Origin of the sequence: Cloacibacterium normanense (assembly GCF_002943105.1) — a bacterium.
Lineage (GTDB): Bacteria > Bacteroidota > Bacteroidia > Flavobacteriales > Weeksellaceae > Cloacibacterium.
Genome location: NZ_PTPZ01000001.1, coordinates 289,137 through 314,972, shown reverse-complemented (window position 1 = coordinate 314,972; position 25,836 = coordinate 289,137). Strand labels below are relative to the sequence as shown.

Here is a 25,836-nt window from a genome sequence, read left to right as displayed (position 1 = left end):
TTTTTATGAAAAATTATTTATGAAAACAAATTTTATAATATTACTCGCTGTATTTTTCATCATCGAAATATATGTTTATCAAGCGATTAGAAATATTACTACCAATAATTACATCAGAATCGGATATTGGGTTTTTACACTTTTGGCTTATGGTATCATCTTATTTTGGATTTTAACATTTAATAAAGCTTCTAGAGACCATCAACAAATTCAATTAATGGTTTCTGCGATGATGATTTTCGTTCTTCCGAAACTATTGTCTGTAATATTTTTATTGATTGGAGATTTTACCAGATTTGTAGAATTTGGTTTTAAATATTTCACCGCTAAAGAAAACTATTTCCCTGAGCGCAGAAAATTCATTTCTACTACCGCTCTTGCAGCTGCAGGAATTTTCTCAGCATTGGTAATAGATGGTATAATTTTCGGAAAATACAGACACACGGTAAGAAAAGTAAAATTGAGATTTAAAAACCTCCCTGAAAATTTTAAAGGTTATAAAATCGTACAAATTTCAGATGTTCACAGTGGAAGTTTTTTCAATCCTCAAAAATTACAAAAAGCGATTGATTTGATTAACGAACAAGATGCAGATGTGGTTTTATTCACCGGTGATATGGTGAATAATTATGCTGATGAATTCAAACCATTTATTCCACTTTTTAAAAGCATTAAAGCCAAAGATGGAAAATTTTCTATTTTAGGAAATCATGATTATGGCGATTATGGCGCTTGGAATTCTCGAGAAGAAAAAGCGCAAAACATTCCAACTTTGAAAAACTATCAAGAAGAAGCTGGTTTTAAAATGCTGCGCAATGAAAATATTGCCTTAGAAAAAAATGGAGAGAAAATTTATCTTTTGGGCGTAGAAAATTGGGGAATCAAACCTTTTCCACAATATGGTGATTTAGACAAAGCTTTGAAGGGCGTCCCTGAAGATGCGATTAAAGTTTTGATGAGTCACGACCCAACTCACTTTGACGAAGTGGTAAAAAAACACAAAACCAATATTCATCTTACCCTTTCTGGTCATACTCACGGAATGCAATTTGGTTTAGATTTGAAAAACATCAAATGGTCGCCTGTAAAATTCAAATATAAAAAATGGGCAGATTTATATGAATCAGAAGGAAAATATCTCTATGTAAACAGAGGTTTCGGAGTTATAGCTTATCCTGGAAGAGTGGGCATCAATCCAGAAATTACCGTTATAGAATTGGTATAATTTAATTTAGAAAAAGAAATCCTTCATTCTGGTAATGGCCAAATCATTTTCTTCTACAAATTTTAGAAAACGATCAAGTTTTTCTTCCATTTGTACGCCAAGATTGTATTTTCTGTAAAAAGACAATCCAAACTTTTTATCATTGAGTTCTACAAACTGCCAAGAATTAAGATAAATCATCACATATTCTTCTTTTTGCAACGTTTCCGTTACCATATTTTGATAAAATTTCATAGGAATCATCTGAAACGTAAAATCATTATACGGAAGTCTAGAATACGGCGAAACACTTTCTGGTATCACCATAATTTCATGTTCTTCGTAAGCAATTTTTCTTTCTAAAGTATTCTTAAAAAAGAAAATATTAGAAAAGTCCATCGGTGAACGATAAATAAATTGCATGGCTTTGAGTTTTTCAGAACTTAGCCTTTTTTCGGGAAACTGTCTCATTCCTCTGATGATTTTTCCTGTCAGTTCTTCTAAGAAATCTTTAGCCGTTTCTATTTCTTTTTGATAAGAATATTTATTGAGTAAACCCAATTCATGACCTTTTTTAGCAATGGTTTTTAAAAGTTCTGGTAACTTTTCCACCAGAGAAATTTCCACAAAAAAAGTAGTGTGAACTTGATATTTTTCTAGAATTTCCAGAATTTTCTGTGTTCCATCTGTTGTAATCTTTAATAGTTCCTCTTCAGTAACTATTTTTTGATAAGAAACTGGAATTTCGGGAGCGATGATGTTAAAAGTAAGTAAAACCATATCGTAAAAATAAAAAACTTTGTCTACAATCTGCAGACAAAGTTTAAAATTATTTTGTGGTGAAGAATTTAAGTTCTCTAGAACTCAGCATTCTAAAATTCTATCACCTGATTATTTTCCCAATTTCACTTTTAGGTTCTTAATCATATCTTTGGTCATTTCTGTAATGCCAAAATCATAGGTTAATCCCCAATCTTTTTTCGCCACAGAATCATCTATAGAAGCTGGCCAAGAATCAGCGATGGCTTGTCTGAAATCTGGCTCGTAAGAAATTTCAAATCCTGGAATTTCTTTTTTGATTTCTTCTGCCAATTCTTTTGGAGTAAAACTCATTCCGCCCAAATTATATGAACTTCTTACCGTAAGATTTTCAGATGGAGCATCCATTAATTGCAATGTTGCATTAATCGCATCATCCATATACAACATTGGCATTGCTGTATTTTCAGAGATGAAAGATTTGTATTTTCCTTCTTCAATAGCTTCATAGAAGATTTCTACTGCATAATCAGTAGTTCCACCACCAGCTGGAGTTTTCCAAGAAATTAAACCAGGATATCTGATACTTCTAATATCTACACCATATTTTTCGTGGTAATATTCGCACCATTTTTCTCCTGCCATTTTAGAAATCCCGTACACCGTTGTAGGATTTAGAACCACATCTTGCCCCACGTTTTCCTTTGGAATTCCTTTCCCGAAAACCGCAATAGAACTTGGCCAAAAAACTTTTTTTATCAAACCCTCTTTCGCCATTTCTAATAAATTCAGTAGCGGCTCTACATTCAGTTTCCAAGCAAATTGTGGCTGTCTTTCCGAAGTTCCAGACAATAAAGAAGCCAAATGATAAACAGTAGTAATTTCGTAATCTTTACAAACTTGTCTTACCAATTGCGTGTTAGAAACGTCCATTCTTTCATAAAATCCCGCAGAAGTCAACTTCTTGTCCCATCTATCTAGTCCAGAAGCAATCACATTTTCTGCGCCATGAATTTCCACTAATCTATTGGTCAGTTCGGTGCCTATTTGTCCTAAAGCACCAGTAATAAGAATTTTTTCCGTGTGCGTATCGGTTTCCATTTTTAAATTTTAGGATTTTCACAAATTTAGAAAAATTAAAGGGTTATTAAAAATTTTATACCTAAAATATTTTCGGAGCTCAATTCTGTTGTCTTTTGAAAAACATTTAAAATTTTCGATTATTTTTGATAAAAATATTTCCCAATGAAAAATCTACTTTTCCTTCTCCTCTTTTTAGCACAAACAGTTTCTGCTCAATTCACTAACATTTCTATTGTCAAAGAAGTTAAGGCAAAAGAAAAAGGTTTGGTGGTTTCTGCACATCCTCTCGCAAGTGAAGCAGGTGCTCAAATTCTAAAAAAGGGTGGAAATGCCTTTGACGCTGTGATTGCTATGCAATTTGCTTTGGCAGTTGTTTATCCACAAGCTGGAAATATTGGAGGTGGAGGATTTTTAGTAGGTTACACTAAAGATGGCGAAAAAATCGCATTGGATTATAGAGAAACTGCTCCTAAAAACGCTTCCAGAGATATGTATCTCGATGAAAAAGGAAAAGCCAATACTGATTTATCACAAAACGGAAGATTGGCAGTCGGTGTTCCTGGTTCGGTTTCTGGAATGTTTTACACGCATCAAAAATTCGGGAAATTACCGATGTCAGTTTTAATTCAACCTGCCATAGATTTAGCACAAAAAGGATTTGCCCTTACAGAAAGAGAAGCGAATTTACTTAATGAAACCCGAGAAGATTTTCTAAAACACAATTCACATCCAACAGCTTTTACCAAAGAAATTCCTTGGAAGAAAGGAGATATTTTAGTTCAAAAAGAATTGGCTCAAACCTTAAAATTAATTCAAAAACAAGGTCAAAAAGCTTTCTATGAAGGTAAAAACGCTCAACTTTTAGTTTCCGAAATGAAGCGAGGAAACGGAATTATTACCCTTGAAGATCTGAAAAATTATAAAACCAAAGAAAGAAAAGCATTACAATTCGATTATAAAAATCACGAAATTGTTTCGATGTCGCTTCCTTCGAGTGGTGGAATTCTTTTGGCTCAAATGCTTAAAATGAGCAGTTTTGAAAATTTAGAAAAATATCAACAAAACTCTCCAGAAGCAGTTCAAGTAATGGTAGAAGCAGAACGCAGAGCTTTTGCAGACCGTGCAGAATTTATGGGAGACCCAGATTTTATAGAAGACAAAACCGAAATGCTTATTTCTGAAGAATATTTAAAAAATCGTTGGAAAAATTTTAGTTTTGAAAAAGCTACCCCAAGTGCAGAAGTAGGGAAAATTATTGCTCAACCTCAAGAATCTACCGAAACTACGCATATTTCTATTATTGATAAATTTGGAAATGCAGTTGCTGTTACGACCACTTTAAACGGTTTATACGGAAGCAAAGTCGTGGTAAAAGGTGGCGGATATTTCTTGAATAATGAAATGGATGATTTTTCTGTAAAACCGGGCGTTCCGAATATGTTTGGTGCATTAGGTGGTGAAGCCAATAAAATTGAACCCAACAAAAGAATGCTTTCTTCGATGACGCCAACTATCGTTTTGAAAAAGGGAAAACCTTACATTGTGGTGGGAACTCCTGGTGGAACTACGATTCCTACTTCTGTCTATCAAAGCATAGTGAATGTGATTGATTTTAAAATGGCTCCTAAGTCAGCGGTGAATTCTGCAAAATTTCATCATCAATGGTTGCCCGAAGTGGTTTTTGTAGAGAAAAATTTTCCTGAAAGTACTTTGAAAATTTTAGAACAAAAAAATTACAAATTTGAAAAACGTGGCGGAATTGGCAGAACAGAAATGATTGTAATCGACGAAAATGGTAATGCAACCGCAGTTGCAGACAGTCGTGGCGATGATTCTGTTGCCGTAGAATAATTATTTCCCAGCTAATTTACGAAGCATTCCATTGAAAATTAAACCGTGAAATGGTAAAACTGAATACCAATACAACCTTCCTGATAATCCTAATGGACGAAAAGTTGCTTCTTGGTACAACTCTCCATTTTTAATATAAAATTCTAACCAAGCTTCGCCAGGAACTTTCATTTCGGCGAAAAGTAAAAGGCGTTTTTCTTCTTTGTTGGCATATAAAACGCGCCAAAAATCTACAGAATCTCCTGCTTCTAATTCGTTTTGATTTCTTCTGCCTCTTCTTAATCCTACTCCACCGATTAATTTATCTAAAAAACCTCTGATTTTCCAAAGAAAATTAGCATAATACCAACCTGTTTTTCCACCAATACTGAAAACTCTTTCCAACGCCAATTCCTCATTGTCTACTTTCATAATTCTGAAATCTGTAAAACAACCTTTCTCTGGAACTTCTAAATATTGCCAAACATTTCGCTTGTGAAACTGATTGTTAAAAGAATCATACCAACTGCTTAACACGTCATTTTGCTTGATTTTGTCAAAAGCCATGTTAATTGCTTCTTTGTAAGAAAATAAATGAATTCCTAAGTCCGAAGCCAAAGAATTTTGTCTTGCAATCACATCTATTTTCATGCTGTCCACTAAATTCACCGCCAAAGAATAGGTGGTAGAAGTAATAAAGTATAACCAATACGAAGACAATTTAGGCGTCATTACAGGAACGGTAAAAATCCACCGTTTCAGACCTCTAACTTCGGCGTATTGAAGCAACATTTCTTTGTAAGTAAGAACATCTTGACCTGCAATATCATAGTTTTGATTGTAGGTTTTTTCTACGCCGATAACTTTGGTCAAAAACTGAATCACATTTCTGATGGCAATCGGTTGACATTTTGTTTTCAACCATTTTGGAGCAACCATAATCGGCAGTTTCTCTACCAAATCTCTGATAATTTCAAAAGAAGCACTACCAGAACCTACAATAATTCCAGCTCTGAGACAGGTTAAAGCATAATTATCACTTTTAAGCGCTTTTTCTACGTTTTTTCTGGACTGAAGATGTTCTGAAAGTTTTTCCTCATTGATAATTCCAGTGAGGAAAACGACTTGTTTCACTGAAGTTTTTTCTAATGCTTTTCTGAAATTTTCGGCAGAAATTCTCTCTTTTTCTGAGAAATTCCCACTACCAGAAGACATAGAATGCACCAGATAATAAGCAAAATCTATATCTTGTGGAATATTTTGTAAAGAATTTTCATCTAGAAAATCATTTTCTATAATTTGAATTTTTTCAAGATGATTTTGATAGAGTTTTAGGCTTAATCTTTTTTGGTCTCTTACAGAACATACTACATCATGACCTTCTTCTAACAACTGAATGAGAAGTCTTTTCCCGATATAACCTGTGGCTCCTGTAAGAAAAATTTTCATGATTTAAAGATTTCTTCTAAAATTTTAAAACGACTTTCAAAAATAAATTTCACTTTATTTTTAACATAAAAACCTGCCAATAAATCTCCAAAAACTCCAAGAGGAAGTTTGAAATTGACAATATCCGTCATTTTTACTCTTCCATCTTCTGTAGCTTCGAAATGGTGTTCGTGATGCCACATTGCATAAGGTCCAAAACGCTGTTCATCTACGAAAAATTTTTGGTCTTCGAAATGCGTAATTTCTGTAATCCAATTGCTTTTTACCATTGGCAAAATCCCAATTTTATAGGTAATAATTTGACCAAGATACGTTTTATCTGGCGGATTATTGGTGATTTTGAACTGCATTTCTTTCGGCGTAATTCTGTCTAAATTATTAGGATGGGTAAAAAATTCCCAAGCTTTTTCTAAAGAAATAGGAAGAATCTGTTCCGAAGTAAGTGTATAAATTCCTGACTGCTTTTTTATATTGATTTTCATCTTTGAATTTTATTTTAAATTAAGATTTTACAGACATTGATAATGAATAGTTCCATTTTCTTCTAAAATATTCAAACAATAAAACACTTCCGTAAAGCATCGAAAAACAGTAAAAACTGTCTTCTAAAGGCATGGTTCCCACTCTGATTCCGAGGTTTTCATTATTATCATAAAAAACCACTGGATTTTCTGAATAACTTCCCGTCAAAGCGGAATTAACAAAGAAAAACGGCACATAAATCAGCACAAAACTGATGTAAAACTTTCGTGCATATTCCCATTGATAAAAAATTTGGAAAATCATCAATAATGCAAACAAACCAAAACTTGCTGCGGTGTAAATTCTATCTAAATTGGTGGCAAAAACACTTGCACTTACGATTAATAGAAGAACAGAAATCCATTGTGTCAATTTTTTGGTCAACTGCAATTTCGGGAAGAAATATTCTAAAGAATAGTGAATAAAATTGCTGGAATAAGGAATAAGCAAGAAAAATAACCATTCTTCGAGTGGCAATTTAAACCATCTGATTCCCATTAAATATTCGTCATTAAAACCCCAAACATTTTGGTAAGCAAAATAAATATCCCATAGAATAAAGAAAATTCCCACTGTAATGATTGCCAAAAAATAAGGTTTCCAAAAACGGATAAAATTCATCCATTTTTTCTCAAAACTGAAGATAAAAGGAATGCTGAAACTCAAGATATCTAGAGCTATGTAATAATATTGTTGCAAAACTTTGATTTTAAATTAATGAATAATTAACCAGTTAATTCAAAAAGAAAAATGGATTAAGCTATTTTTGAATTCATTGCTTCTCTGAAATATTTCAAAGGCACGAAAAGCATCCCGAAACACTCTCCTTCTTCTTTTCCAAGATGTTTATGGTGCATTTTGTGCGCTTTTCTCAATCCACGTAAATACCAGTTATTGGTTTTATCAAACCATTTAAAACGTCTGTGAATGAGAACATCATGCACTAAAAAATAAGCCATTCCGTACAGTAAAATTCCTAGTCCTATGAAAAAAAGATAGTTGATTCCATTTACCGTTCCGAAATAGAATAATAGAATACTAGGAATCGCAAAAATCACAAAAAAGAAATCATTTTTTTCAAAAACATGAGGATAACCTGGTTGATGGTGATCTTCGTGAAAATACCAACCTAAACCATGCATAATATACTTGTGCGTGAGCCAAGTAATGCCTTCCATGGTAACGAAAACGCCTAATGTGATGAAAAAATATTGCAATACTTCCATTTTTTAATTTTAGATTTTTAGATAGTTTTTGATGAATTTCACTAGATTTTCATCATCTGAATTTTTATAGTTCTTAATAATGAAATTTCGGTCTGCTTCTATATTTTTATTGTAACCCAAAAAACTTGGTGTTTTTTCTTGAGAAATCAATCTCATCAATCTGATTTCTATATTGTTGGGTTCTTTTTTAATTGCATCTTCAAGCAACTTTTTCCCTTTATTGAAATAAGAATATTTATTCAAAGGATTAGATGCGTGTTTTGCCATAAAAAAATTACCTACCGCATAAAATGCCATGTAAATAGGCTTTTTAGTTGTATCATAAGCATTTTTAGATTTTGAAATAAGGGTTTTACTTACTTCTTCTGAGTTTTCACCTTTTTGAAGATAACCTCTTAACTCTACTAAACTTTGTGCATTGATAAAACTGCAAAACAATAAAAATACAAGAACTAACTTTTTCATAGATTTTAAATTTATCTTACGAAGTTAAGATTTTTAAACAAAATCATCTCTCCAAAAAGATAAACTTTCCTCGCATTAGAAACACTGATTCTTTTGTGCATCAATATTTCTGGCTTACATTTTTTAATTTTCTTGAATAAATTCGTGTAGTATTTATACGCCATAAAAACCGCTAATCTTGAAGACATCGGCAACATTTTAATCCCGATCAAAGAATGTTCAAAATCTTTAGCAATGTCTTTTTCGATTTCTAATTTATCCTGTTGAGAAAAATTTCTGAAATTCACATTCGGGAAATAAGTTCTTCCTAAATCTGTATAATCTGCAGAAATATCTCTTAAAAAATTTATTTTTTGGAACGCCGCTCCTAAACTTTGTGCATAAGGTTTCAGTTTTTGATATTCTTCTTCATTGCCATCTACAAATACTTTCAAACACATTAAACCTACTACTTCTGCGCTTCCGTAGATGTATTCATTGTATTTTTCGTCATTCAAATCCTTGATATCGCCCAAATCCATTCTCATAGAATGCAAAAACGCATCTACCAAATGCTGAGGAATATTTTTCTCTCTTTGTGTGGTACAAAAAGAATGAAGAATAGGATTGAGAGAAATACCATTTTCCAGTGCATCTCTGTAGTTTTTCTCGAATTCCTCTAGCAATTTTGCTTTGTCGTAATCATGAAAAGTATCTACAATCTCGTCTGCAAATCGCACAAAACCATAAATATTATAAATATGTTGTCTAATTTCTGGCTTAAATAAAGTAGAAGCTCTGGAAAAAGACGTACTGTATTTTTCGGTAACCATTTTCGAGGTTAATCCAGAAATGTGATTAAAAATTTGAAAATTATTCATATTACTTTTAAGATTTTGTGTTTTTTAAAATATAATCTGTGACTACTTTTCCAGAAATTAATGCAGGTGGAACTCCAGGTCCTGGAACAGTTAATTGCCCTGTATAAAAGAAATTTTTCAATTTTTTATTCTTAATCGTTGGTCTTAAAACCGATGTTTGCAATAAGGTATTTGCCAAACCATAAGCGTTTCCTCTACAAGAATGATAACGCTCTTTGAAATCTTTTACACCGAATGATTTTTTGAAAACTATGGCATCACTTAAATCTTCTCCCGTACATTTTTTAATTCTATCGAGAATCAACTGGAAATATTTTTCGTGAATTTCTTCGTTGTCTTCTAAATCTACCGCAACTGGAATAAGGAAAAATCCAACTTCCTTACCTTCTTCACAAAGGGAATCATCTGTTTTGCTCGAAAAATTAGCATAAAATAAAGGTTGTTTTGGTAATTCTTTGGTATCATAAATTTCTTTTGCATGAGCTTCAAAATCTGTATCAAAGAACAAATTATGATGCAAAAGATGGTTCACTTTTCTGTTAAAAGCTACATAATATAAGAATGAACTCGGCGCAAAAGTTTTCTTTTGCCAATATTCTTCACTGTAATTTCGGTTTCCGTTCAAGAGTTTTTCGGTGTGTGCATAATCTGCACCAGAAATGAAAACATCTGCTTCATACACTCCGTTTTGAGTTCTGATTTTTTTGGCTTGATTATTTTCATAATCTATTCCAATAACTTCTTCATTCACATGAAATTCTACGCCTAATTCTTTGGCTAATTTCACCATTCCAAGTGCAACCGCATTGAAACCTCCTTTTGGATACCAAGTTCCCAACCCGAAATCTGCATGATTCATAAAATTGTAAAAAGCTGGAGTTTTATTCGGTTTTGCCCCTAAAAACAATACAGGAAATTCTAAAATACTTCTCAATTTAGGATTTTTTATTTCCTTTCTTACTTGCTCAGAAATATTTTTGACAAATAAATTTAGTCTTTTAGCACTTTCTACAGAAACCAATTCTAGCAATGATAAACCTGGATTATACACCAAATCCTGCATCGCAATTCGGTAGTTTTCTTGAGCTTCATCCATGAATTTTTTCAAATGTTTTCCGCTGCCTGGTTCTATTCTTTCGAAAGTTGCAATGATTTTTTCTGGAGTATCTTCGATGTCGATGTAATCATTTTCGCCAAAAACCACTCTATAAGCTGGCGAAAGTTTTTCTAGCTCATAATAATCTGAAACTTTTTTGCCAAAATCTGCAAAAAATCTCTCGAAAATATCTGGCATCCAATACCAACTTGGGCCCATATCAAACTTATAGCCATCAATTTCCATCATGGAAGCTCTTCCTCCTAATTGTTCATTTTTTTCTAAAACCGTCACTTTGTAACCAGCTTTTGCCATATAACAAGCAGAAGCTAGCGAAGAAAATCCGGAACCAATAATTACTGTTGTTTTCAAGGGTATTTAATTTTTTATATTGATGATAATGCTTCTTCTAATTGATGTCCAAAATAACTTTTTTTGGTTTCTAAATATGATTTATTGATGTGATTAGCCTTAATATTCAGTGGAATTCTCTTAACCAATTGAATATTACTGTTTTCTACAAAACTTAATTTCTCGGGATTATTCGTTAAAAGATTGATTTTTTTAACACCTAAAATATTAAGAATTTCTATCGCTACATTAAAATCTCTATCATCTGCTGGTAAACCCAACTGAAGATTAGCTTCTACCGTATCAAGACCTAATTCTTGCAACTGATAAGCCTTTATTTTATTGATAATCCCAATATTTCTACCTTCCTGACGAAGATATAAAATAATTCCGCCATTTTCATCTATATAATTCATAGATGCATCTAATTGTTGACCACACTCGCATTTTTGAGAATGAAAAATCTCTCCCGTAATACATTCTGAATGAATTCTTACGTTTACCACTCCGTTAAAATCTGTGTTTTCAGAGATTAATGCAATGTGCGGCATCCAATCTTCTTGTGATTCTGAGAATGCTACAATTTTGAACTTTCCAAAATCTGTAGGCAATTTTGATTCTGCTTGTATCTTGATCATATTATCTATTTTTTAAATCATAATTATTGTACAAATTTATACTTTATTTTATTAAGTAGTAAAATATTTTACTATTTTTGTCATCAATAAATTCTATCGAATGTATCAATTAATAGAAATTAACTCAAAAAAACTCATTATTAAAGGAATACAAACCGATTTAAAAAAATTGAAATATGAAAAATAAAACCATCAATTCAGAAAAAATATTATCCGATTACGGAAATTATCTACTTACTCACGGAGAAAGACCTAAAAATATCTTCGTTTTTGCACAAGAAAATCACTTTGATGAAAAAGAATTTTATCAATTCTTTTCAAGCTTCGAACATCTGGAGAAAGAAATTTTAAAGCATTTTTTTCAAAAATCTTTAGAACTTTCTCTAGAAATCGAAGGCTATGAAGACATGAGCGCTAAAGAAAGATTACTAAATCTTTATTTCATCTTTTTTGAAAACCTTACCATGAATAGGTCTTTAGTTCTAATGATTTTAGGAAAAAAGAATCTTTCTACTGTACAAAAACTACATGAACTAAAATCTGAACATCAAAAATTTATTAAAACATTAGACTTTAATGATTTAGAAATTTTAGAAAAAGCTAAAGATTCTATTAAAAATTTCAATGAAAAATCTAGAGAAGAAGCGCTTTGGTTACACTTTTTATCCATCATTGAATTTTGGCAAAAAGACGAATCTCCAAGTTTTGAAAAAACAGATTTATTCATCGAAAAAACCATTGACACAGGTTTTGAATTCTTAAACAATGAACCTTTGAAAAAAATCATTGATTTAGGCAAATTCTTGTGGAAAGAAAAATTTCAAAAATCGTAAAAAATGAAAACCCTCAATAAAATTCCCACGGGAAAAATAGAACGCGCCAGCAATTTACTGAAAGCCGGTGCAAAAGTTGGCGTAAATTACATTAAATATTACGGCAATAAAATCACCAAAGACGAAGAAGAAGCCAAAAAAATTCTAAACGAAGATAACGCTGCAGACATATATGACAGTTTAAAAGAACTAAAAGGTTCTGCGCTGAAAGTAGCACAAATGCTGAGTATGGAAAAAAACATCATGCCACAAGCTTATGTAGAAAAATTTTCGCTTTCGCAGTTTTCGGTTCCGCCACTTTCTGGAGCTTTGGTTAAAAAGACTTTTAGAAAATATTTTGGCAAAAATCCTGAAGATATTTTTGATGAATTCTCACCAGAATCAGTTAATGCAGCGAGTATTGGTCAGGTTCATAAAGCCAAGAAAAACGGTCAAGAATTGGCCGTTAAAATTCAATATCCTGGAGTTCAGGAAAGTATTTCCAGCGATTTGAAATTGGTAAAACCTATCGCAATGAAGATGTTCAACATCAGAAAAGAAGGCTCTGAATCGTACTTTAAAGAAGTAGAAGATAAATTGTATGAAGAAACCAATTACGATTTAGAACTCTCTAGAAGCGAGCAAATTGCGGAAGAATGTGCTCACTTAGAAAATATAAAATTCCCAAAATATTATCCAGAATTTTCTTGTGAAAAAATCATCACGATGGATTGGTTGCACGGAAAACATTTCTCTGAATTTATCAAAACCAAACATCCACAGAAAACGCTGAATAAAATCGGACAAACACTTTGGGATTTTTACATGTATCAAATGCACGTTTTGAAGCAAGTTCATGCAGATCCGCATCCAGGAAATTTCTTGATTTCGGAAAAAGGCGAATTAATGGTGATTGATTTTGGTTGTGTAAAGGAAATTCCGAGTGATTTTTATGAGCCTTATTTTGAATTGGCAAAAGTAGAAAACTTAATGAATCAAGCGTTTTTTGAACAAAAATTATATGAATTAGAAATTCTAAAAGCAGAAGATTCATCTGAAGAAAAAGTGTTTTTCAGTAAACTTTTCCATGAAATGTTAGAACTCTTTACAAGACCTTTTAATCAAGAGTTCTTTGACTTTTCTGATGAGAGTTTCTTCCAAGAAATTGCCGATTTAGGTCAGCGTTATGCTAAACTCAGCGATTTAAAAAACATGAATACCAATCGTGGTTCTAGACATTTTATTTATCTGAACCGAACGTTTTTTGGTTTATATAATATGATGCACGATTTAAGAGCTGAAGGAATAGAAATTAATCATTTCAAAAAATTTATGGTAGAAAATGCCTAAAAATTTGCCCTCAAAAATCTGTGAAGTTTACGGTTTACCCTTTAACTGGCGCAAAAAATGGAAAAAAGACTGGGAAGAAGTGAAATATTGTAGCGAAAAATGCAGGAAAAACAAAAAATCAACATCGTTTGGTTCAAAAATGATTTAAGAACCAAAGACCAAATATCACTATTTAAGGCATATCAAGGAGATTTGCCTTTTATAGCTTTGTATATTTTCGATGAAGATTTTTATCAAAAAAAGCAGTTTGGTTTTAGAAAAATCGGGAAATTTCGTGCAAAATTTTTGTTGGAAAGTGTTCTAGATTTACAACACAATCTTGCTGAACTCAACATCACTTTTTTGATAAAATTTGGAAAAACAAAGGAGATTTTTGAAAAGTTGAATGAACACTACTCTATTCAAAAAATCTTTTGTGAAGAAGAATTTACCCAAGAAGAAGTGGATTTAGAAAAAAGTGTTGCTTCTGCTCTATCCAATGTGAAATTTGAAAAATCTTACTCACAATTTTTATTAGAACCAGATTTTGTTTTCGAAAGATTAGAAAAAATTCCTGCGCTTTTTACCACCTTCAGAAATAAGGTTGAAAAGAATTTCAGCGTAAGAAAACCTTTCAAAATCGAAAAAAAGGAAACGTTTTTTAAACTAGAAATTCCATCAGACAAAATTGATTTAGAAAAATTAGGTTTTGAAAATTTTGAGACTCATCCTTATTCAGCATTTCCTTTTTCTGGCGGTGAAAACGCAGCTTGGGAAAGATTGCGTTATTATTTTGAGGAAACTCAACTGCTTAAAGATTATAAAAATACCAGAAACGGATTGGTAGGAAGTGATTACAGCTCTAAATTTTCGGCGTGGTTAGCCAATGGAAGCATTTCTGCAGTTTCCATTTATGATGAAGTGAAAAAAATTGAACAAAAATTCGGAGCCAATGAATCTACGTATTGGTTGATTTTCGAATTGCTGTGGCGAGATTATTTCAAATTTATTGCTTTGCAACACCGCAATGAAATTTTTCACAAAAACGGACTTCAACCTTATAAAAATGTAGAATTTCAGAACAATCCTCAAAAATTAGAACAATGGATTTCTGGAAAAACGCACTCAGAATTTGTGAATGCCAACATGATTGAACTCCAAAAAACGGGTTTCATGAGCAACCGAGGAAGACAAAATGTAGCTTCCTATTTCTGTAAAAATCTAAAACTAGATTGGCGGATTGGCGCTGCCTATTTCGAGGAAATGCTCATCGATTATGATGTTCACAGCAATTACGGAAACTGGTTGTATTTGGCAGGAATAGGCAATGATGCACGAGACAGAAGTTTCAACACAGAAAAACAAGCAGAACAATACGATAGCGATAAAAAATTTAGAAATTTATGGCTGAAAAACCACTAAAAACGGCACAATTGATATTTCCGCATCAGTTGTTTCAAGAGATTTCATTTCTTGAAAAGGAAATTCCTGTGTTTTTAGTTGAAGAATTTTTGTTTTTCAAACAGTATACATTTCACCAACAGAAACTGGCTTTTCACAGAGCTACGATGAAATTCTATGAAAATTTTCTACTCGAAAAAGGATTCAAAGTTCATTATATAGAAAGCATTTCGGAGCTTTCAGACATTCGAAATTTAATTGGATTTTTAGAACAAGAAGGTTTTGAAAAAATCAAAATCATAGATGTTTGTGACGATTGGTTGGAAAAGAGAATTTTAAAGACAAAACTAGAAGTTGAGATTATTGAAAACCCAAGTTTTATCAATTCAAAAGAAGATTTAAAGGTATATTTTCAAAGCAAAAAGCATTATCATCAAACCGATTTTTACAAGCAACAGCGCATTTCTAGAAACATTCTTTTAGAAAATGGAAAACCAGTTGGCGGAAAATGGACCTTCGATACAGAAAACCGAAAAAAATATCCAAAAAATAAAAAATCGCCTTCTATTTCATTTCCTCAGAATAACCTTTTTTACGAAGAAGCGAAAGTTTATGTTTCTGAAAATTTCGGAAATCATTACGGGGAATTAACAGATTATCAAATCTATCCTACTACCTATTCAGAAGCAGAAATTTGGCTTGAAAATTTCTTGGAAAATAGATTTTTGGAATTTGGAATTTATGAAGACAGCATTGTAGAACATGAGCATTTTTTGCATCACAGTGTGTTGTCTCCATTGATGAACATTGGATTTTTAACTCCAAATTACATCATCGAAAAATCCATAGAATTTGCTCAAAAAAATGAAATTCCACTCAATTCATTAGAAGGATTCATTCGTCAGATTTTAGGTTGGCGAGAATTTATTCGAGGAATATATTTGTACCAAGGTAGTTTTGAAAGAACCCGAAATTTTTGGAATCATCAACGAAAAATTCCAAAATCTTTTTACGATGGAACTACAGGAATTGCTCCGATTGACAAAACCATTAAAAAAATATTGAAAACTGGCTATGCTCATCACATTGAACGACTGATGATTCTCGCCAATTTTATGAATTTGTGTGAGTTTCATCCAAATGATGTCTATCAATGGTTTATGGAAATGTTCATCGATGCGTATGATTGGGTGATGGTTCCTAATGTTTATGGTATGAGTTTATTTGCTGATGGCGGAATCATGAGCACAAAGCCGTATATCAGCGGAAGCAATTACCTCAAAAAAATGAGTGATTATTCCACCGAAAATTGGGGAGAAATTTGGGATGCTCTTTTTTGGAATTTCATCTCTAAAAATCAAGAATTTTTTAGAAAAAATCCAAGATTGAACATGATGCTCATCACTTGGAATAAAATGACTGAACAGCAAAAAGAATTACATCTCGTGAGAGCTCAAAACTTTTTAGAAAAATTAGACCAATGATGAAAAAAAATTTTAGTGTAGAACAAATCGACAGAATTATAGAAATGGCATGGGAAGATAGAACGCCATTTGAAGCTATCACTTTTCAGTTTGGAATTTCTGAAGCTGAAACCATCGCTATTATGAGAACTGAACTGAAAAGAAGTTCTTTCAATCTTTGGAGAAAAAGAGTAAATTCTGGCATTAGTCAAAAACATCTGAAAAAAAGAAATCCAGAAATTGAGAGATTTAAATGTACCAGACAGAGAACCATAAGTTTAAATAAAATATCAAAGAGATAAATGAGATTTTAGATGTAAGATTTTAGATTTAAAATCTGTGATAAAAAATAAAACATAAAATTAAAATAATATGAAAAATATAGTCATCATCGGTTGTGGAAGCGGAATAGGTTTAGCCACCGCAAAACAATTACAAAACGAAGCGCAAATCATCGGAATTTCTAGAACAGAAACTCCAGAATTGAATAATGTAAAACTTCATTTTTACCAAAAAGACATTCTAGAGGACAGTTTGGATGATGTCTCTTTTCCTGAAAAAATTGATGGATTGGTTTATGCACCAGGAAGCATTAATCTGAAACCTTTCGGCAGATTATCTGAAGAAGATTTCAAAAAAGATTTCGAAATTAATGTTTTGGGCGCTATTAAAATCATTCAGAAATTATTGCCAAATCTTAAAAAATCTGACAGTGCAAGTGTGGTTTTATTCAGCACCGTTGCAGCAAAATTAGGAATGCCTTTTCATTCTTCTATCGCAGCAAGTAAAAGCGCTGTAGAAGGTTTGGTAAAAAGTTTAGCGGCAGAATTTTCGCTTCAAAAAATAAGATTTAACGCTATTGCGCCATCACTTTCAGACACCAATTTAGCCACTGCTTTATTGGCATCGCCAGAGAAAAGAGAAGCCGCTGCGAAAAGACATCCGCTTCAGAAAATAGGAAATCCTGAAGAAATTGCAAAAATGGTTGTATTTTTACTTTCTGATTCTTCTTCTTGGATTACCGGACAGATTTTTGGCATTGACGGAGGAATGAGTACTATTAAATTATAAGCAATATGGAAACCAGTTTTTTAATTAATCTCCTACTAGAAGTTCAGGAATACGAACTTTCTAAGTCGTTTAAAAATCATGCTACGGTAGAAGATTTCAGAATTTGGCTCAACGAAAAAAAATATACTACGGAAAGTCCGACCAAACTTTTTAAAAATGAAAACCACGATGTAAGTTTCACAGAAAATGAAATTTGCAAACAGGTTTTGCTTTTGGGTAGATTTTCTAAACAAATGATTCGCAAGGGTTTAAGCGATTTTCCGACTTTAGCGAACGAAGAATTTACTTATCTCTACAGACTCAAAGACGAGCCTTCTTTGACCAAAATGCAACTCATCGAAAGAAACGGTCACGAAAAACAAACGGGAATTCAAATCATCAAAAGACTTCTAGACGATGGTTTGATTCAAGAAATGGTGGATGAAAATGACAAACGTGCCAAAAGATTGACATTGACCAAAAAAGGAGAAGAAGCCTTCCATCAATCGGTAGAAAAAGTCAATACCACTTCTAGAATTCTTTCGGCTAATCTTAAAAATGATGAAAAAACAAAATTGCTAGAATTATTGAAAAAAGTAAACGATTTTCATTACACTTTGTACACAGAATACAAAAACTCTGAGATTAAAGAACTCCTTCATTTGATAGAATAAGCATGGATAAAGTTTCTATTTTTTGGTTCAGAAGAGACCTTCGGTTAAAAGACAATCACGGTTTATTTCAAGCATTAGAATCGGGAAAAAAGGTATTGCCGATTTTTATTTTTGACGAAGATATTTTAGATTTATTAGAAAATAAGTCGGATAAAAGAGTTGATTTCATTGTACAAGCTTTACAAACCCTGAATTCTTTTTTAAAATCAAAGAATAAAGGCATCAAAATCTTCAAAGGAAAACCTCTGGAAATCTACAAAAAACTATCCCAGAACTACGAAATAGAGGCGGTTTATAGCAATGAAGATTATGAACCTTACGCCATAAAAAGAGACCAAGAAATTGCCGATTTTTTGGCTTCAAAAAACATCAATTTTCATCAGTTTAAAGACCAAGTTATTTTTCACAAAGATGAAATTGTAAAAGCCGATAAAAAACCTTACACCGTTTATACTCCATATTCAAAACTTTGGCTCAATGAATTTCAAAAAGTTGGTTTACAAGGATTTCCATCAGAAAAAAAACTAGATAATTTACTAGATATTTCATTTAAAGAACTCAAAATAGAAGATATGGGATTTCAAAAAACAGATTTAAAATTTGAAGTTCCAGAAGCAGATCTTCACATCATCAAAACTTATGAAGAAACTCGAAATTTCCCTGCGGTAAAAGGAACTACACAATTAGGCGTTCATCTGAGATTTGGAACCATTAGCGTAAGAAAGTTAGCCAAAATTGCCAAAGAAAATAATCTTACTTTCCTGAAAGAATTGATTTGGAGAGAATTTTTCATGCAGATTTTGTATCATTTTCCGAAAGTGGTCAATCATTCTTTCAAACCAAAATATGATGCTATTCCTTGGGAAAACAATGCTGAATTTTTAGAAAAATGGAAAGCTGGTAAAACGGGATTTCCTATTGTAGATGCGGGAATGCGTGAACTGAACGCTACAGGATTTATGCACAACAGAGTGAGAATGATTACGGCGAGTTTTCTCATCAAACATTTGCTTACCGACTGGCGAATTGGCGAAGCGTATTTTGCGGAAAAATTAATGGATTACGATTTAAGTGCGAATAATGGAAACTGGCAATGGTGCGCAAGTTCTGGTTGTGATGCCGCTCCTTATTTTAGAATTTTCAATCCAGATGAACAACAGAAAAAATTCGATCCAGATTTTAAATATATTAAAAAATGGATTCCTGAATTTGGGACAAAATACTATCCAAAACCTATCTTAGAGCATAAAAAAGCCAGAGAAAAAGTACTGAAAGTATACAAAGAAGCTTTAGATAATTTAGACTAAAATTCTTAAACTTTTTGGAAGCACTTTTACTTTAACTGGAGATGAAATTTGGTTAAACTCGCCGTCGAGATGCCACAAATCTGAATCGACAGAAAATTCAATTTCTGGAACTGACAAATAATGAATGTACTGATTGGGAACCAATTTTTTGGTAAACATTCTGTAGGCAAAAACGCCAGAATGCGAGAAAGGAAACTTCTTTACCAAAGCAATTTCTAACAAGCCATCACTTTTACTTGCATGAGGAGCAATGTAGGCGTTATTCCCGAATTGACGGGTGTTTGCAACGTTGAGCATCAAATATTTTCCGTCAAATTTTTTATATTTTTCTTCGAATTTGATGGAAATTGGTTGGTATTTAAAAAAAGTCTGGATAGAAGTTTTGATATAATTTTTGAAACCTCTGGAAGTCTTTTCAAAAGCTTCAATAACTGCTCCATCAAATCCTACTCCAGCTACATTAATCGAAAATCTTTCGTTTACCGTAAACGTATCTATTTCTTTGAAATTCTTTCTCTGGATTTTCGCTAAAAGTTCGTCTAAATTTTTAGAAAACTTGGTTTCATTAGAAAAACCGTTTCCACTTCCTGCTGGGAAAATCCCGAGAATTTTATCCGTGTGAATTAAATTTTTCGCCACTGTAGAAATGGTTCCATCACCTCCAATAGCAACGAAAATATCTACTATTTCAAAATTTTCCTTGATGAAATCTTCAGTATCTTGAATGGATTTAGAAATCAAATACAACGGATTTTCAACCTTTGCTTGTAAAGAATTAAGAAAAGGCTGATAATTTTTCTTTGCAGAAAAAGGATTGATGATAAATGCTACGTTTTGCATGGGTGCAAAAGTACGGAATTATTTAATGTTATTCCTCGAAATAAATTCCGGTTTTAAATAAGGTTTCAACTCAGGAAATGGAATAGAAATTTCTACTACTCCTGCTGCATAAGCTGTAATTTCGTATTGATTGTACACAAAAGTGATGTTTTGGGAATCAAAATAAAAATTGTTATTTACAGGAATTTTATCAACTAAAAGCATTTCTTTTTGGTCTGGATTTTTAAAATTTTTCATTAAAACTTTATTCCAATCTACTTTAGTGATATCCATAAAAACATCAGAAAGTTGAATCACTGCATTGGTTTTTAAGTCAAAATTTTTGAACAATATATTGTAATAACCATGCGCTCCACCAGAATAGCCATCATTTTCATAGGAAATGGTAAGAATATCATTTTGATTAGAGAAAACCTTCATGTAAGAATTTTCTTCCCAAGTTTGTTCAAAATCTGGAGTATATTCTTTAGCATCTTCTTGAGCTTGAGAAAAATAAGCTTCTTTTTGATTTTCTAATTCTTTCTTCAATTTTTCTTTAGAATATGTCTCTAATTTGATTCCTGATGTACTATAAATGCTGTCTAATAAAGTTTTATTATGAAGCGTAGGAAATAACAAAATGGTTGATGAAGTTCTTAATTTCAAAGTTTTTGCTACAGCAATAGAATCTTGCAATTGAAGAGAATCTACCGCAAAAGGCAAATTTTCAGAAGCCAATTCATTGGCATTTTCTGGAATTATCCCTTTATTTCCTGTGGTTTTTGGGCTGCAAGAAAAAACTACGAAAACAGTAGCTAAAGCTAAAAAAATGGTTTTCATGGAATTCATATTTGTGAACTTAAATATAGCAAAAAACCGTCCAAAGATTGAACGGTTTTGAAATTATTGATAAAATATTGATTTTAAGCGTCAATATTTGCATAGATTGCATTCTTCTCGATGAATTCTCTTCTTGGTGGAACTTCGTCACCCATTAACATAGAGAATACATTATCTGCTTCTGCAAGGCTTTCTATGGTTACCTGTTTTAAGATTCTGTTTTCAGGATTTAAAGTCGTTTCCCATAACTGTTCTGGGTTCATTTCCCCAAGACCTTTATAACGCTGTACTTCTACTCCTTTTCCATCTGGAGCCATTTCTAATGTTTTTGCTTCTCTTTCTTTCTCGTTGTAAGCATACATTTTTTTGTTTCCTTTTTTCAATAAATATAAAGGCGGTTGTGCAATGTAAATGTATCCTTGTTCAATGAGTTCTTTCATATATCTAAAGAAGAACGTAAGAATCAACGTAGAAATGTGAGAACCATCAATATCAGCATCGGTCATGATTACAATTTTGTGATATCTTAGTTTTGCCAAATTCAAAGCTTTAGAATCTTCTTCAGTTCCTACAGAAACACCAAGAGCAGTATAAATATTCTTGATTTCGTCATTATCATAAACTTTATGAAGCATAGATTTTTCTACGTTCAAGATTTTACCTCTTAATGGAAGAATCGCTTGGAAATGTCTATCTCTACCTTGTTTAGCAGTTCCACCTGCAGAATCTCCCTCTACTAAGAATATTTCTGAAATTTCTGGATCTTTAGAAGAACAGTCAGATAATTTTCCTGGTAAACCAGAACCTCCCATTGGAGATTTTCTCTGAACCATTTCACGAGCTTTTTTCGCAGCTTGTCTTGCTTTTGCAGCTAGAACTACTTTTTGTACGATTTGCTTCGCTTCATTAGGGTTTTCTTCTAAGAAATTGGTAAGCATTTCGCCTACAATTTTATCTACAGCACCAGAAACTTCTGAGTTTCCTAATTTGGTTTTGGTTTGCCCTTCGAACTGAGGCTCCATTACTTTTACTGAGATAATCGCTGTAAGACCTTCTCTAAAGTCATCACCCGTAATTTCTACTTTTTCTTTTGCAGGAAGACCTAGTTCATCAGCATATTTCTTTAAAGTTCTAGTAAGAGCTCTTCTGAAACCTGCTAAATGCGTTCCACCTTCGTGCGTATTAATATTATTTACATAAGAGTGTAAATTCTCGTTGAATGAAGTATTGTAACGCATGGCTACTTCTACCGGAATATCATCACGCTCACCTTCCATGAAGATTACGTGTTCCATGATTGATTCACGGTTTCCATCAATGTAGGCAACAAATTCTTTAAGACCACCTTCTGAATGGAACGTTTCAGTTGGGAAACTTCCATCTTCATTTTTTCTTCTTTCGTCTGTTAAAGTAATAGTAATTCCTTTATTGAGGAACGCCAATTCTCTTAATCTAGCAGCTAAAGTATCATAATTGTACACCAATTCTTGGAAAATGCTTCCATCTGGTTGAAAGAAAACTTCAGTTCCTGTAGAAGTAGAAGTGCCTATTTCTTGTACATCTGCTAATGCTTTTCCTTGAGAATATTTTTGTTGGTATAATTTTCCGTTTCTAGAAACAGTAGCGATAAGTGAAGTAGAAAGTGCGTTCACACAAGAAACCCCAACTCCGTGAAGACCACCAGAAACTTTGTAAGAATCTTTGTCAAACTTACCACCTGCACCAATTTTGGTCATTACTACTTCTAGCGCAGATTTTTGTTCTTTTTGGTGAAAGTCTACAGGAATACCTCTACCATTATCTTTTACAGAAATTCCGTCTCCTTCGTGAATGGTTACTGCAATGGTATCACAATGACCTGCCAAAGCTTCGTCAATAGAGTTATCAACTACCTCATAAACCAAGTGATGCAAACCTCTAACACCTACATCACCAATGTACATAGAAGGTCTAAGACGTACGTGTTCTATTCCTTCTAATGCCTGAATACTGTCTGCTGTATATTGTTTTTGACTCATAATAAAATTTTAATTTTGGAATTTGAAGCTTAGATTTGAGTTTAAAAAATAGATTTCAAAAGGTATGAAATCTAAAATCTCGCGGCTAAAATCTTCATTTCGCAAAGACTTACAAATATCGTAAAAATTAGTGAGATATGAAAGAAAAAACGGCTTTAAAAATCATAAAAAGTTATCAACAATAATACAAAAATTATTGGAAAAACTCATTCAATTTCTTCCAAACAAAAAAGCGAACTGATGTCCGCTTTTATTGATTCTATCTATATAGTTTTACACTAATTTCATTAACAAATCATCATCTGTTTTCTCTACCTTCACTACATTCAGTTTGGTAAGGTTTTTAGAGGTTTTGTCCCATTTTTTTCCTGAAAATTGAGATTGCGTTTTTACCTCAGCTAAACTCATTTCACCTCCATTTTTTTCTAAAATCTCGATGATAATTTTATCATCTTCATTTAATTCAACTTTTGGAACAGCTTTTTCTGGTCTCATTTGTGGGAAGAACAATACTTCTTGAATAGATGCATTATTAGTTAAGAACATGATTAATCTATCCATACCAATTCCCAAACCTGAAGTTGGCGGCATACCATATTCTAAAGCTCTTAAGAAATCTTGGTCTATGAACATCGCCTCGTCATCACCACGCTCAGAAAGCGCCATTTGAGACTCGAAACGTTCTCTTTGATCAATTGGATCATTCAACTCTGAATATGCATTGGCAATTTCTTTACCACAAACCATTAATTCAAAACGCTCAGTAAGACCTTCTTTGCTTCTGTGTTTTTTAGTTAAAGGCGACATTTCGATTGGATAATCGGTAATGAAAGTCGGCTGAATGAAGTTTCCTTCGCATTTTTCTCCAAAAATTTCATCAATTAATTTTCCTTTCCCCATCGTTTCATCTACTTCTATTCCGATAGATTTTGCAAAATCACGCAATTCATCTTCAGTTTTTCCAGTGATATCAAAACCTGTGAATTTCTGAATCGCTTCTGTCATCGAAACTCTAGGATATGGAGCTTTCCAATTGATAGTATGTTCACCAAATTGAGATTCTGAAGTTCCGTTAACAGAAACCGCACAGAATTCTAACAATTTCTCAGTGAAATCCATCATCCAGTTGTAATCTTTGTAAGCCACATAAATTTCCATCGCGGTAAACTCTGGATTGTGGGTCCTGTCCATTCCTTCGTTACGGAAATTTTTAGAAAATTCATAAACCCCATCAAAACCACCTACGATTAATCTTTTCAGATATAATTCGTTTGCAATTCTCATGTACAATGGAATATCTAGTGCATTATGATGCGTAATGAAAGGTCTTGCCGCAGCTCCACCAGGAATTGCCTGTAAAATAGGAGTTTCTACCTCGAAATAACCTGCGTTATTGAAAAACTCACGCATCGCATTGAACAATTTTGTTCTCTTTACGAAAATTTCTTTTACGTGAGGATTCACCGTCAAATCTACATAACGCTGTCTGTATCTAAGTTCTGGGTCATTAAAAGCATCATGAGTTACTCCATTTTCATCAGTTCTAGGTTGCGGAAGCGGACGAAGTGCTTTGGTCAATAAGGTGAAGTTTTTCACCATTACCGTCATTTCTCCCACTTGCGTTTTGAACAACTCTCCTTCTACACCGATGATATCACCAATATCTAAAAGATGTTTGTAGACTTCATTATAAAGCGTTTTATCTTCGCCAGTACAGATTTCATCACGATTAAAATACACCTGAATTCTACCTTCAGAATCCTGTAATTCTGCAAAAGAAGCCTTCCCTTGAATTCTTCTAGACATTAATCTACCTGCGATTTTCACTGATTTTCCTTCAGCAAAATCGTTCTTGATAGACTTAGTAGTATCCGTAATTTTATATTCATCTGCTGGGAATGCATTAATCCCCATTTCGGTCAGTTTCTGTAATTTCTCTCTTCTGATGATTTCCTGTTCTGATAAAGACATTGTTTTTCAATTTTTTGGAATTGCAAAAATAAGGATTTTTTACGAATTTTTAAATTTCTTAAAAATTAGCTTGGTCAAGAAAAAAGCAACCCAAAAAGGTTGCCTTCTGTTAAAATCACAATTGGTACAATTGTTTATTTTTTTAAGGTAAGAATATATTTCACCATTTTTTTAGCATTTTCTTTATCCATTCCAGCGTGAGCAGACATAGGAACTTCTCCCCAAACTCCACTACCACCGTTAATGATTTTATCTGCTAACATATCAATATCTGCTTCAGTATATTTAGCCGCTACATCTTGATAAGAAGGACCTACTAATTTAGCATCCTCTTTATGACAAGTAAGGCAATCTGAACCTGCAATTAATGCTTTACCTTCTTCTTCAGGAGTTGCAGCAGCTGTAGCAGCAGTTTGCTCTGTAGGTTCTGGCAACATTACATTTGATTCTTTTACTAGCTCTTCTTTTTTAGAACAAGAAACCGCTACTAATGCACCGAAAGCTAGTGTTAAAATTACTCTTTTCATAGATATAATATTTTTATTTATTTTTAAATTTTCACAAATTTAGCGAATAAAGCCTTCCCTTTTTTCAAAATGCTAAAAATCATATCAGATTTTTTTAAAATTTATTCGAAGCATAATTATTAAAAAAAACTTATTTTTGTGA

The 25,836-nt window shown here is 32.7% G+C and carries 26 protein-coding genes; 11 read left to right on the top strand and 15 right to left on the bottom strand.

From position 1 onward, the window contains the following. The first annotated feature begins 19 nt into the window (after positions 1-19). Positions 20-1,225 (top strand): metallophosphoesterase, encoded by a 1,206-nt coding sequence (locus C3729_RS01415; RefSeq protein WP_104792501.1) that lies wholly within the window; start codon positions 20-22, stop codon positions 1,223-1,225. A gap of 6 nt (positions 1,226-1,231) precedes the next feature. Here the strand turns inward: C3729_RS01415 and C3729_RS01410 are convergent, their stop codons facing one another. Then, positions 1,232-1,984 (bottom strand): polysaccharide deacetylase family protein, encoded by a 753-nt coding sequence (locus C3729_RS01410; RefSeq protein WP_104792500.1) that lies wholly within the window; start codon positions 1,982-1,984, stop codon positions 1,232-1,234. 111 nt (positions 1,985-2,095) lie between these two features. After that, the gene (locus C3729_RS01405) at positions 2,096-3,064 is read right to left on the bottom strand and encodes an NAD-dependent epimerase/dehydratase family protein (protein ID WP_104792499.1); all 969 of its coding nucleotides are present in this window, start codon (positions 3,062-3,064) and stop codon (positions 2,096-2,098) included. A gap of 144 nt (positions 3,065-3,208) precedes the next feature. Between C3729_RS01405 and ggt the strand changes: the two genes are divergently transcribed. Next, positions 3,209-4,897, top strand: coding sequence for a gamma-glutamyltransferase (ggt, locus tag C3729_RS01400; RefSeq protein WP_104792498.1), 1,689 nt, complete (start codon positions 3,209-3,211; stop codon positions 4,895-4,897). Here ggt and C3729_RS01395 read toward each other — a convergent pair whose 3' ends face one another. Genes C3729_RS01395 through ribA form a run of 8 tightly spaced genes read right to left on the bottom strand, consistent with a single transcriptional unit; the run spans position 4,898 to position 11,483 of the window. Next, positions 4,898-6,325 (bottom strand): SDR family oxidoreductase, encoded by a 1,428-nt coding sequence (locus C3729_RS01395; protein WP_104792497.1) that lies wholly within the window; start codon positions 6,323-6,325, stop codon positions 4,898-4,900. Further along, entirely contained in the window at positions 6,322-6,807 is a 486-nt protein-coding gene (locus C3729_RS01390) for an SRPBCC family protein (RefSeq protein ID WP_104792496.1), read from the bottom strand. Before C3729_RS01390 ends, C3729_RS01395 begins: the two co-directional genes overlap by 4 nt. A 19-nt stretch (positions 6,808-6,826) precedes the next feature. Beyond that, positions 6,827-7,546 (bottom strand): lycopene cyclase domain-containing protein, encoded by a 720-nt coding sequence (locus tag C3729_RS01385; RefSeq protein ID WP_069796622.1) that lies wholly within the window; start codon positions 7,544-7,546, stop codon positions 6,827-6,829. A 56-nt stretch (positions 7,547-7,602) separates the two neighbouring features. Continuing rightward, positions 7,603-8,073 (bottom strand): sterol desaturase family protein, encoded by a 471-nt coding sequence (locus tag C3729_RS01380; RefSeq protein WP_185117721.1) that lies wholly within the window; start codon positions 8,071-8,073, stop codon positions 7,603-7,605. Positions 8,074-8,082: 9 nt separating this feature from the next. Then, entirely contained in the window at positions 8,083-8,538 is a 456-nt protein-coding gene (locus C3729_RS01375; RefSeq protein ID WP_104792495.1) for a hypothetical protein, read from the bottom strand. Between the two features lie 11 nt (positions 8,539-8,549). After that, positions 8,550-9,398: a phytoene/squalene synthase family protein gene (locus C3729_RS01370; protein WP_104792494.1), complete on the bottom strand. Its 849-nt coding sequence runs from the start codon at positions 9,396-9,398 to the stop codon at positions 8,550-8,552. Between the two features lie 7 nt (positions 9,399-9,405). Next, positions 9,406-10,866, bottom strand: coding sequence for a phytoene desaturase family protein (locus C3729_RS01365; protein WP_104792493.1), 1,461 nt, complete (start codon positions 10,864-10,866; stop codon positions 9,406-9,408). A 14-nt stretch (positions 10,867-10,880) separates the two neighbouring features. Continuing rightward, entirely contained in the window at positions 10,881-11,483 is a 603-nt protein-coding gene (ribA, locus tag C3729_RS01360; protein WP_104792492.1) for a GTP cyclohydrolase II, read from the bottom strand. Positions 11,484-11,659: 176 nt separating this feature from the next. Between ribA and C3729_RS01355 the strand changes: the two genes are divergently transcribed. The 9 genes from C3729_RS01355 to C3729_RS01315 all read left to right on the top strand — a co-directional run bounded on the left by C3729_RS01355 (position 11,660) and on the right by C3729_RS01315 (position 19,519). Next, a complete protein-coding gene (locus C3729_RS01355; RefSeq protein ID WP_104792491.1) occupies positions 11,660-12,316 on the top strand; it encodes a TetR family transcriptional regulator C-terminal domain-containing protein in 657 nt (218 codons plus the stop codon). A gap of 3 nt (positions 12,317-12,319) precedes the next feature. Then, positions 12,320-13,645 (top strand): ABC1 kinase family protein, encoded by a 1,326-nt coding sequence (locus C3729_RS01350; RefSeq protein WP_104792490.1) that lies wholly within the window; start codon positions 12,320-12,322, stop codon positions 13,643-13,645. Beyond that, positions 13,638-13,793, top strand: a complete 156-nt coding sequence (locus C3729_RS01345; RefSeq protein WP_104792489.1) for a DUF2256 domain-containing protein — start codon at positions 13,638-13,640, stop codon at positions 13,791-13,793. The genes C3729_RS01350 and C3729_RS01345 overlap by 8 nt, the downstream gene beginning before the upstream one ends. Next, positions 13,745-15,046: a DASH family cryptochrome gene (locus C3729_RS01340; RefSeq protein WP_104792488.1), complete on the top strand. Its 1,302-nt coding sequence runs from the start codon at positions 13,745-13,747 to the stop codon at positions 15,044-15,046. The genes C3729_RS01345 and C3729_RS01340 overlap by 49 nt, the downstream gene beginning before the upstream one ends. Beyond that, complete coding sequence (locus C3729_RS01335; protein WP_104792487.1) at positions 15,028-16,509, top strand: cryptochrome/photolyase family protein; 1,482 nt, start codon at positions 15,028-15,030, stop codon at positions 16,507-16,509. Before C3729_RS01340 ends, C3729_RS01335 begins: the two co-directional genes overlap by 19 nt. Beyond that, positions 16,509-16,790, top strand: coding sequence for a TIGR03643 family protein (locus tag C3729_RS01330; RefSeq protein WP_104792785.1), 282 nt, complete (start codon positions 16,509-16,511; stop codon positions 16,788-16,790). Before C3729_RS01335 ends, C3729_RS01330 begins: the two co-directional genes overlap by 1 nt. A gap of 70 nt (positions 16,791-16,860) precedes the next feature. Further along, on the top strand, positions 16,861-17,559 hold the full coding sequence (locus tag C3729_RS01325; protein WP_104792486.1) for an SDR family NAD(P)-dependent oxidoreductase: 699 nt from the start codon (positions 16,861-16,863) through the stop codon (positions 17,557-17,559). 5 nt (positions 17,560-17,564) lie between these two features. After that, on the top strand, positions 17,565-18,212 hold the full coding sequence (locus C3729_RS01320) for a MarR family winged helix-turn-helix transcriptional regulator (RefSeq protein ID WP_104792485.1): 648 nt from the start codon (positions 17,565-17,567) through the stop codon (positions 18,210-18,212). A 2-nt stretch (positions 18,213-18,214) separates the two neighbouring features. After that, on the top strand, positions 18,215-19,519 hold the full coding sequence (locus tag C3729_RS01315) for a cryptochrome/photolyase family protein (protein ID WP_104792484.1): 1,305 nt from the start codon (positions 18,215-18,217) through the stop codon (positions 19,517-19,519). On the opposite strand, the gene C3729_RS01310 is transcribed toward C3729_RS01315, so the two are convergent. The 5 genes from C3729_RS01310 to C3729_RS01290 all read right to left on the bottom strand — a co-directional run bounded on the left by C3729_RS01310 (position 19,511) and on the right by C3729_RS01290 (position 25,694). Continuing rightward, positions 19,511-20,359, bottom strand: a complete 849-nt coding sequence (locus C3729_RS01310; protein WP_104792483.1) for a diacylglycerol/lipid kinase family protein — start codon at positions 20,357-20,359, stop codon at positions 19,511-19,513. The genes C3729_RS01315 and C3729_RS01310 overlap by 9 nt on opposite strands. Before the next feature lie 18 nt (positions 20,360-20,377). Continuing rightward, positions 20,378-21,178: a DUF3298 and DUF4163 domain-containing protein gene (locus C3729_RS01305; protein ID WP_165785698.1), complete on the bottom strand. Its 801-nt coding sequence runs from the start codon at positions 21,176-21,178 to the stop codon at positions 20,378-20,380. A gap of 83 nt (positions 21,179-21,261) precedes the next feature. Beyond that, positions 21,262-23,196: a DNA topoisomerase (ATP-hydrolyzing) subunit B gene (gene gyrB / locus C3729_RS01300; RefSeq protein WP_069796649.1), complete on the bottom strand. Its 1,935-nt coding sequence runs from the start codon at positions 23,194-23,196 to the stop codon at positions 21,262-21,264. A gap of 273 nt (positions 23,197-23,469) precedes the next feature. After that, a complete protein-coding gene (gene lysS / locus C3729_RS01295) occupies positions 23,470-25,167 on the bottom strand; it encodes a lysine--tRNA ligase (protein WP_104792481.1) in 1,698 nt (565 codons plus the stop codon). A gap of 134 nt (positions 25,168-25,301) precedes the next feature. After that, a complete protein-coding gene (locus C3729_RS01290) occupies positions 25,302-25,694 on the bottom strand; it encodes a c-type cytochrome (RefSeq protein ID WP_104792480.1) in 393 nt (130 codons plus the stop codon). Positions 25,695-25,836: the final 142 nt, after the last annotated feature.

Bases quoted from the DNA above. Each gene is read 5' to 3' on its own strand.
- C3729_RS01415 (WP_104792501.1), top strand. From the start codon at position 20: ATGAAAACAAATTTTATAATATTACTCGCTGTATTTTTCATCATCGAA.
- C3729_RS01410 (WP_104792500.1), bottom strand. From the start codon at position 1,984: ATGGTTTTACTTACTTTTAACATCATCGCTCCCGAAATTCCAGTTTCT.
- C3729_RS01405 (WP_104792499.1), bottom strand. From the start codon at position 3,064: ATGGAAACCGATACGCACACGGAAAAAATTCTTATTACTGGTGCTTTA.
- ggt (WP_104792498.1), top strand. From the start codon at position 3,209: ATGAAAAATCTACTTTTCCTTCTCCTCTTTTTAGCACAAACAGTTTCT.
- C3729_RS01395 (WP_104792497.1), bottom strand. From the start codon at position 6,325: ATGAAAATTTTTCTTACAGGAGCCACAGGTTATATCGGGAAAAGACTT.
- C3729_RS01390 (WP_104792496.1), bottom strand. From the start codon at position 6,807: ATGAAAATCAATATAAAAAAGCAGTCAGGAATTTATACACTTACTTCG.
- C3729_RS01380 (WP_185117721.1), bottom strand. From the start codon at position 8,073: ATGGAAGTATTGCAATATTTTTTCATCACATTAGGCGTTTTCGTTACC.
- C3729_RS01375 (WP_104792495.1), bottom strand. From the start codon at position 8,538: ATGAAAAAGTTAGTTCTTGTATTTTTATTGTTTTGCAGTTTTATCAAT.
- C3729_RS01370 (WP_104792494.1), bottom strand. From the start codon at position 9,398: ATGAATAATTTTCAAATTTTTAATCACATTTCTGGATTAACCTCGAAA.
- ribA (WP_104792492.1), bottom strand. From the start codon at position 11,483: ATGATCAAGATACAAGCAGAATCAAAATTGCCTACAGATTTTGGAAAG.
- C3729_RS01355 (WP_104792491.1), top strand. From the start codon at position 11,660: ATGAAAAATAAAACCATCAATTCAGAAAAAATATTATCCGATTACGGA.
- C3729_RS01350 (WP_104792490.1), top strand. From the start codon at position 12,320: ATGAAAACCCTCAATAAAATTCCCACGGGAAAAATAGAACGCGCCAGC.
- C3729_RS01345 (WP_104792489.1), top strand. From the start codon at position 13,638: ATGCCTAAAAATTTGCCCTCAAAAATCTGTGAAGTTTACGGTTTACCC.
- C3729_RS01340 (WP_104792488.1), top strand. From the start codon at position 13,745: ATGCAGGAAAAACAAAAAATCAACATCGTTTGGTTCAAAAATGATTTA.
- C3729_RS01335 (WP_104792487.1), top strand. From the start codon at position 15,028: ATGGCTGAAAAACCACTAAAAACGGCACAATTGATATTTCCGCATCAG.
- C3729_RS01330 (WP_104792785.1), top strand. From the start codon at position 16,509: ATGAAAAAAAATTTTAGTGTAGAACAAATCGACAGAATTATAGAAATG.
- C3729_RS01325 (WP_104792486.1), top strand. From the start codon at position 16,861: ATGAAAAATATAGTCATCATCGGTTGTGGAAGCGGAATAGGTTTAGCC.
- C3729_RS01320 (WP_104792485.1), top strand. From the start codon at position 17,565: ATGGAAACCAGTTTTTTAATTAATCTCCTACTAGAAGTTCAGGAATAC.
- C3729_RS01315 (WP_104792484.1), top strand. From the start codon at position 18,215: ATGGATAAAGTTTCTATTTTTTGGTTCAGAAGAGACCTTCGGTTAAAA.
- C3729_RS01310 (WP_104792483.1), bottom strand. From the start codon at position 20,359: ATGCAAAACGTAGCATTTATCATCAATCCTTTTTCTGCAAAGAAAAAT.
- C3729_RS01305 (WP_165785698.1), bottom strand. From the start codon at position 21,178: ATGAAAACCATTTTTTTAGCTTTAGCTACTGTTTTCGTAGTTTTTTCT.
- gyrB (WP_069796649.1), bottom strand. From the start codon at position 23,196: ATGAGTCAAAAACAATATACAGCAGACAGTATTCAGGCATTAGAAGGA.
- lysS (WP_104792481.1), bottom strand. From the start codon at position 25,167: ATGTCTTTATCAGAACAGGAAATCATCAGAAGAGAGAAATTACAGAAA.
- C3729_RS01290 (WP_104792480.1), bottom strand. From the start codon at position 25,694: ATGAAAAGAGTAATTTTAACACTAGCTTTCGGTGCATTAGTAGCGGTT.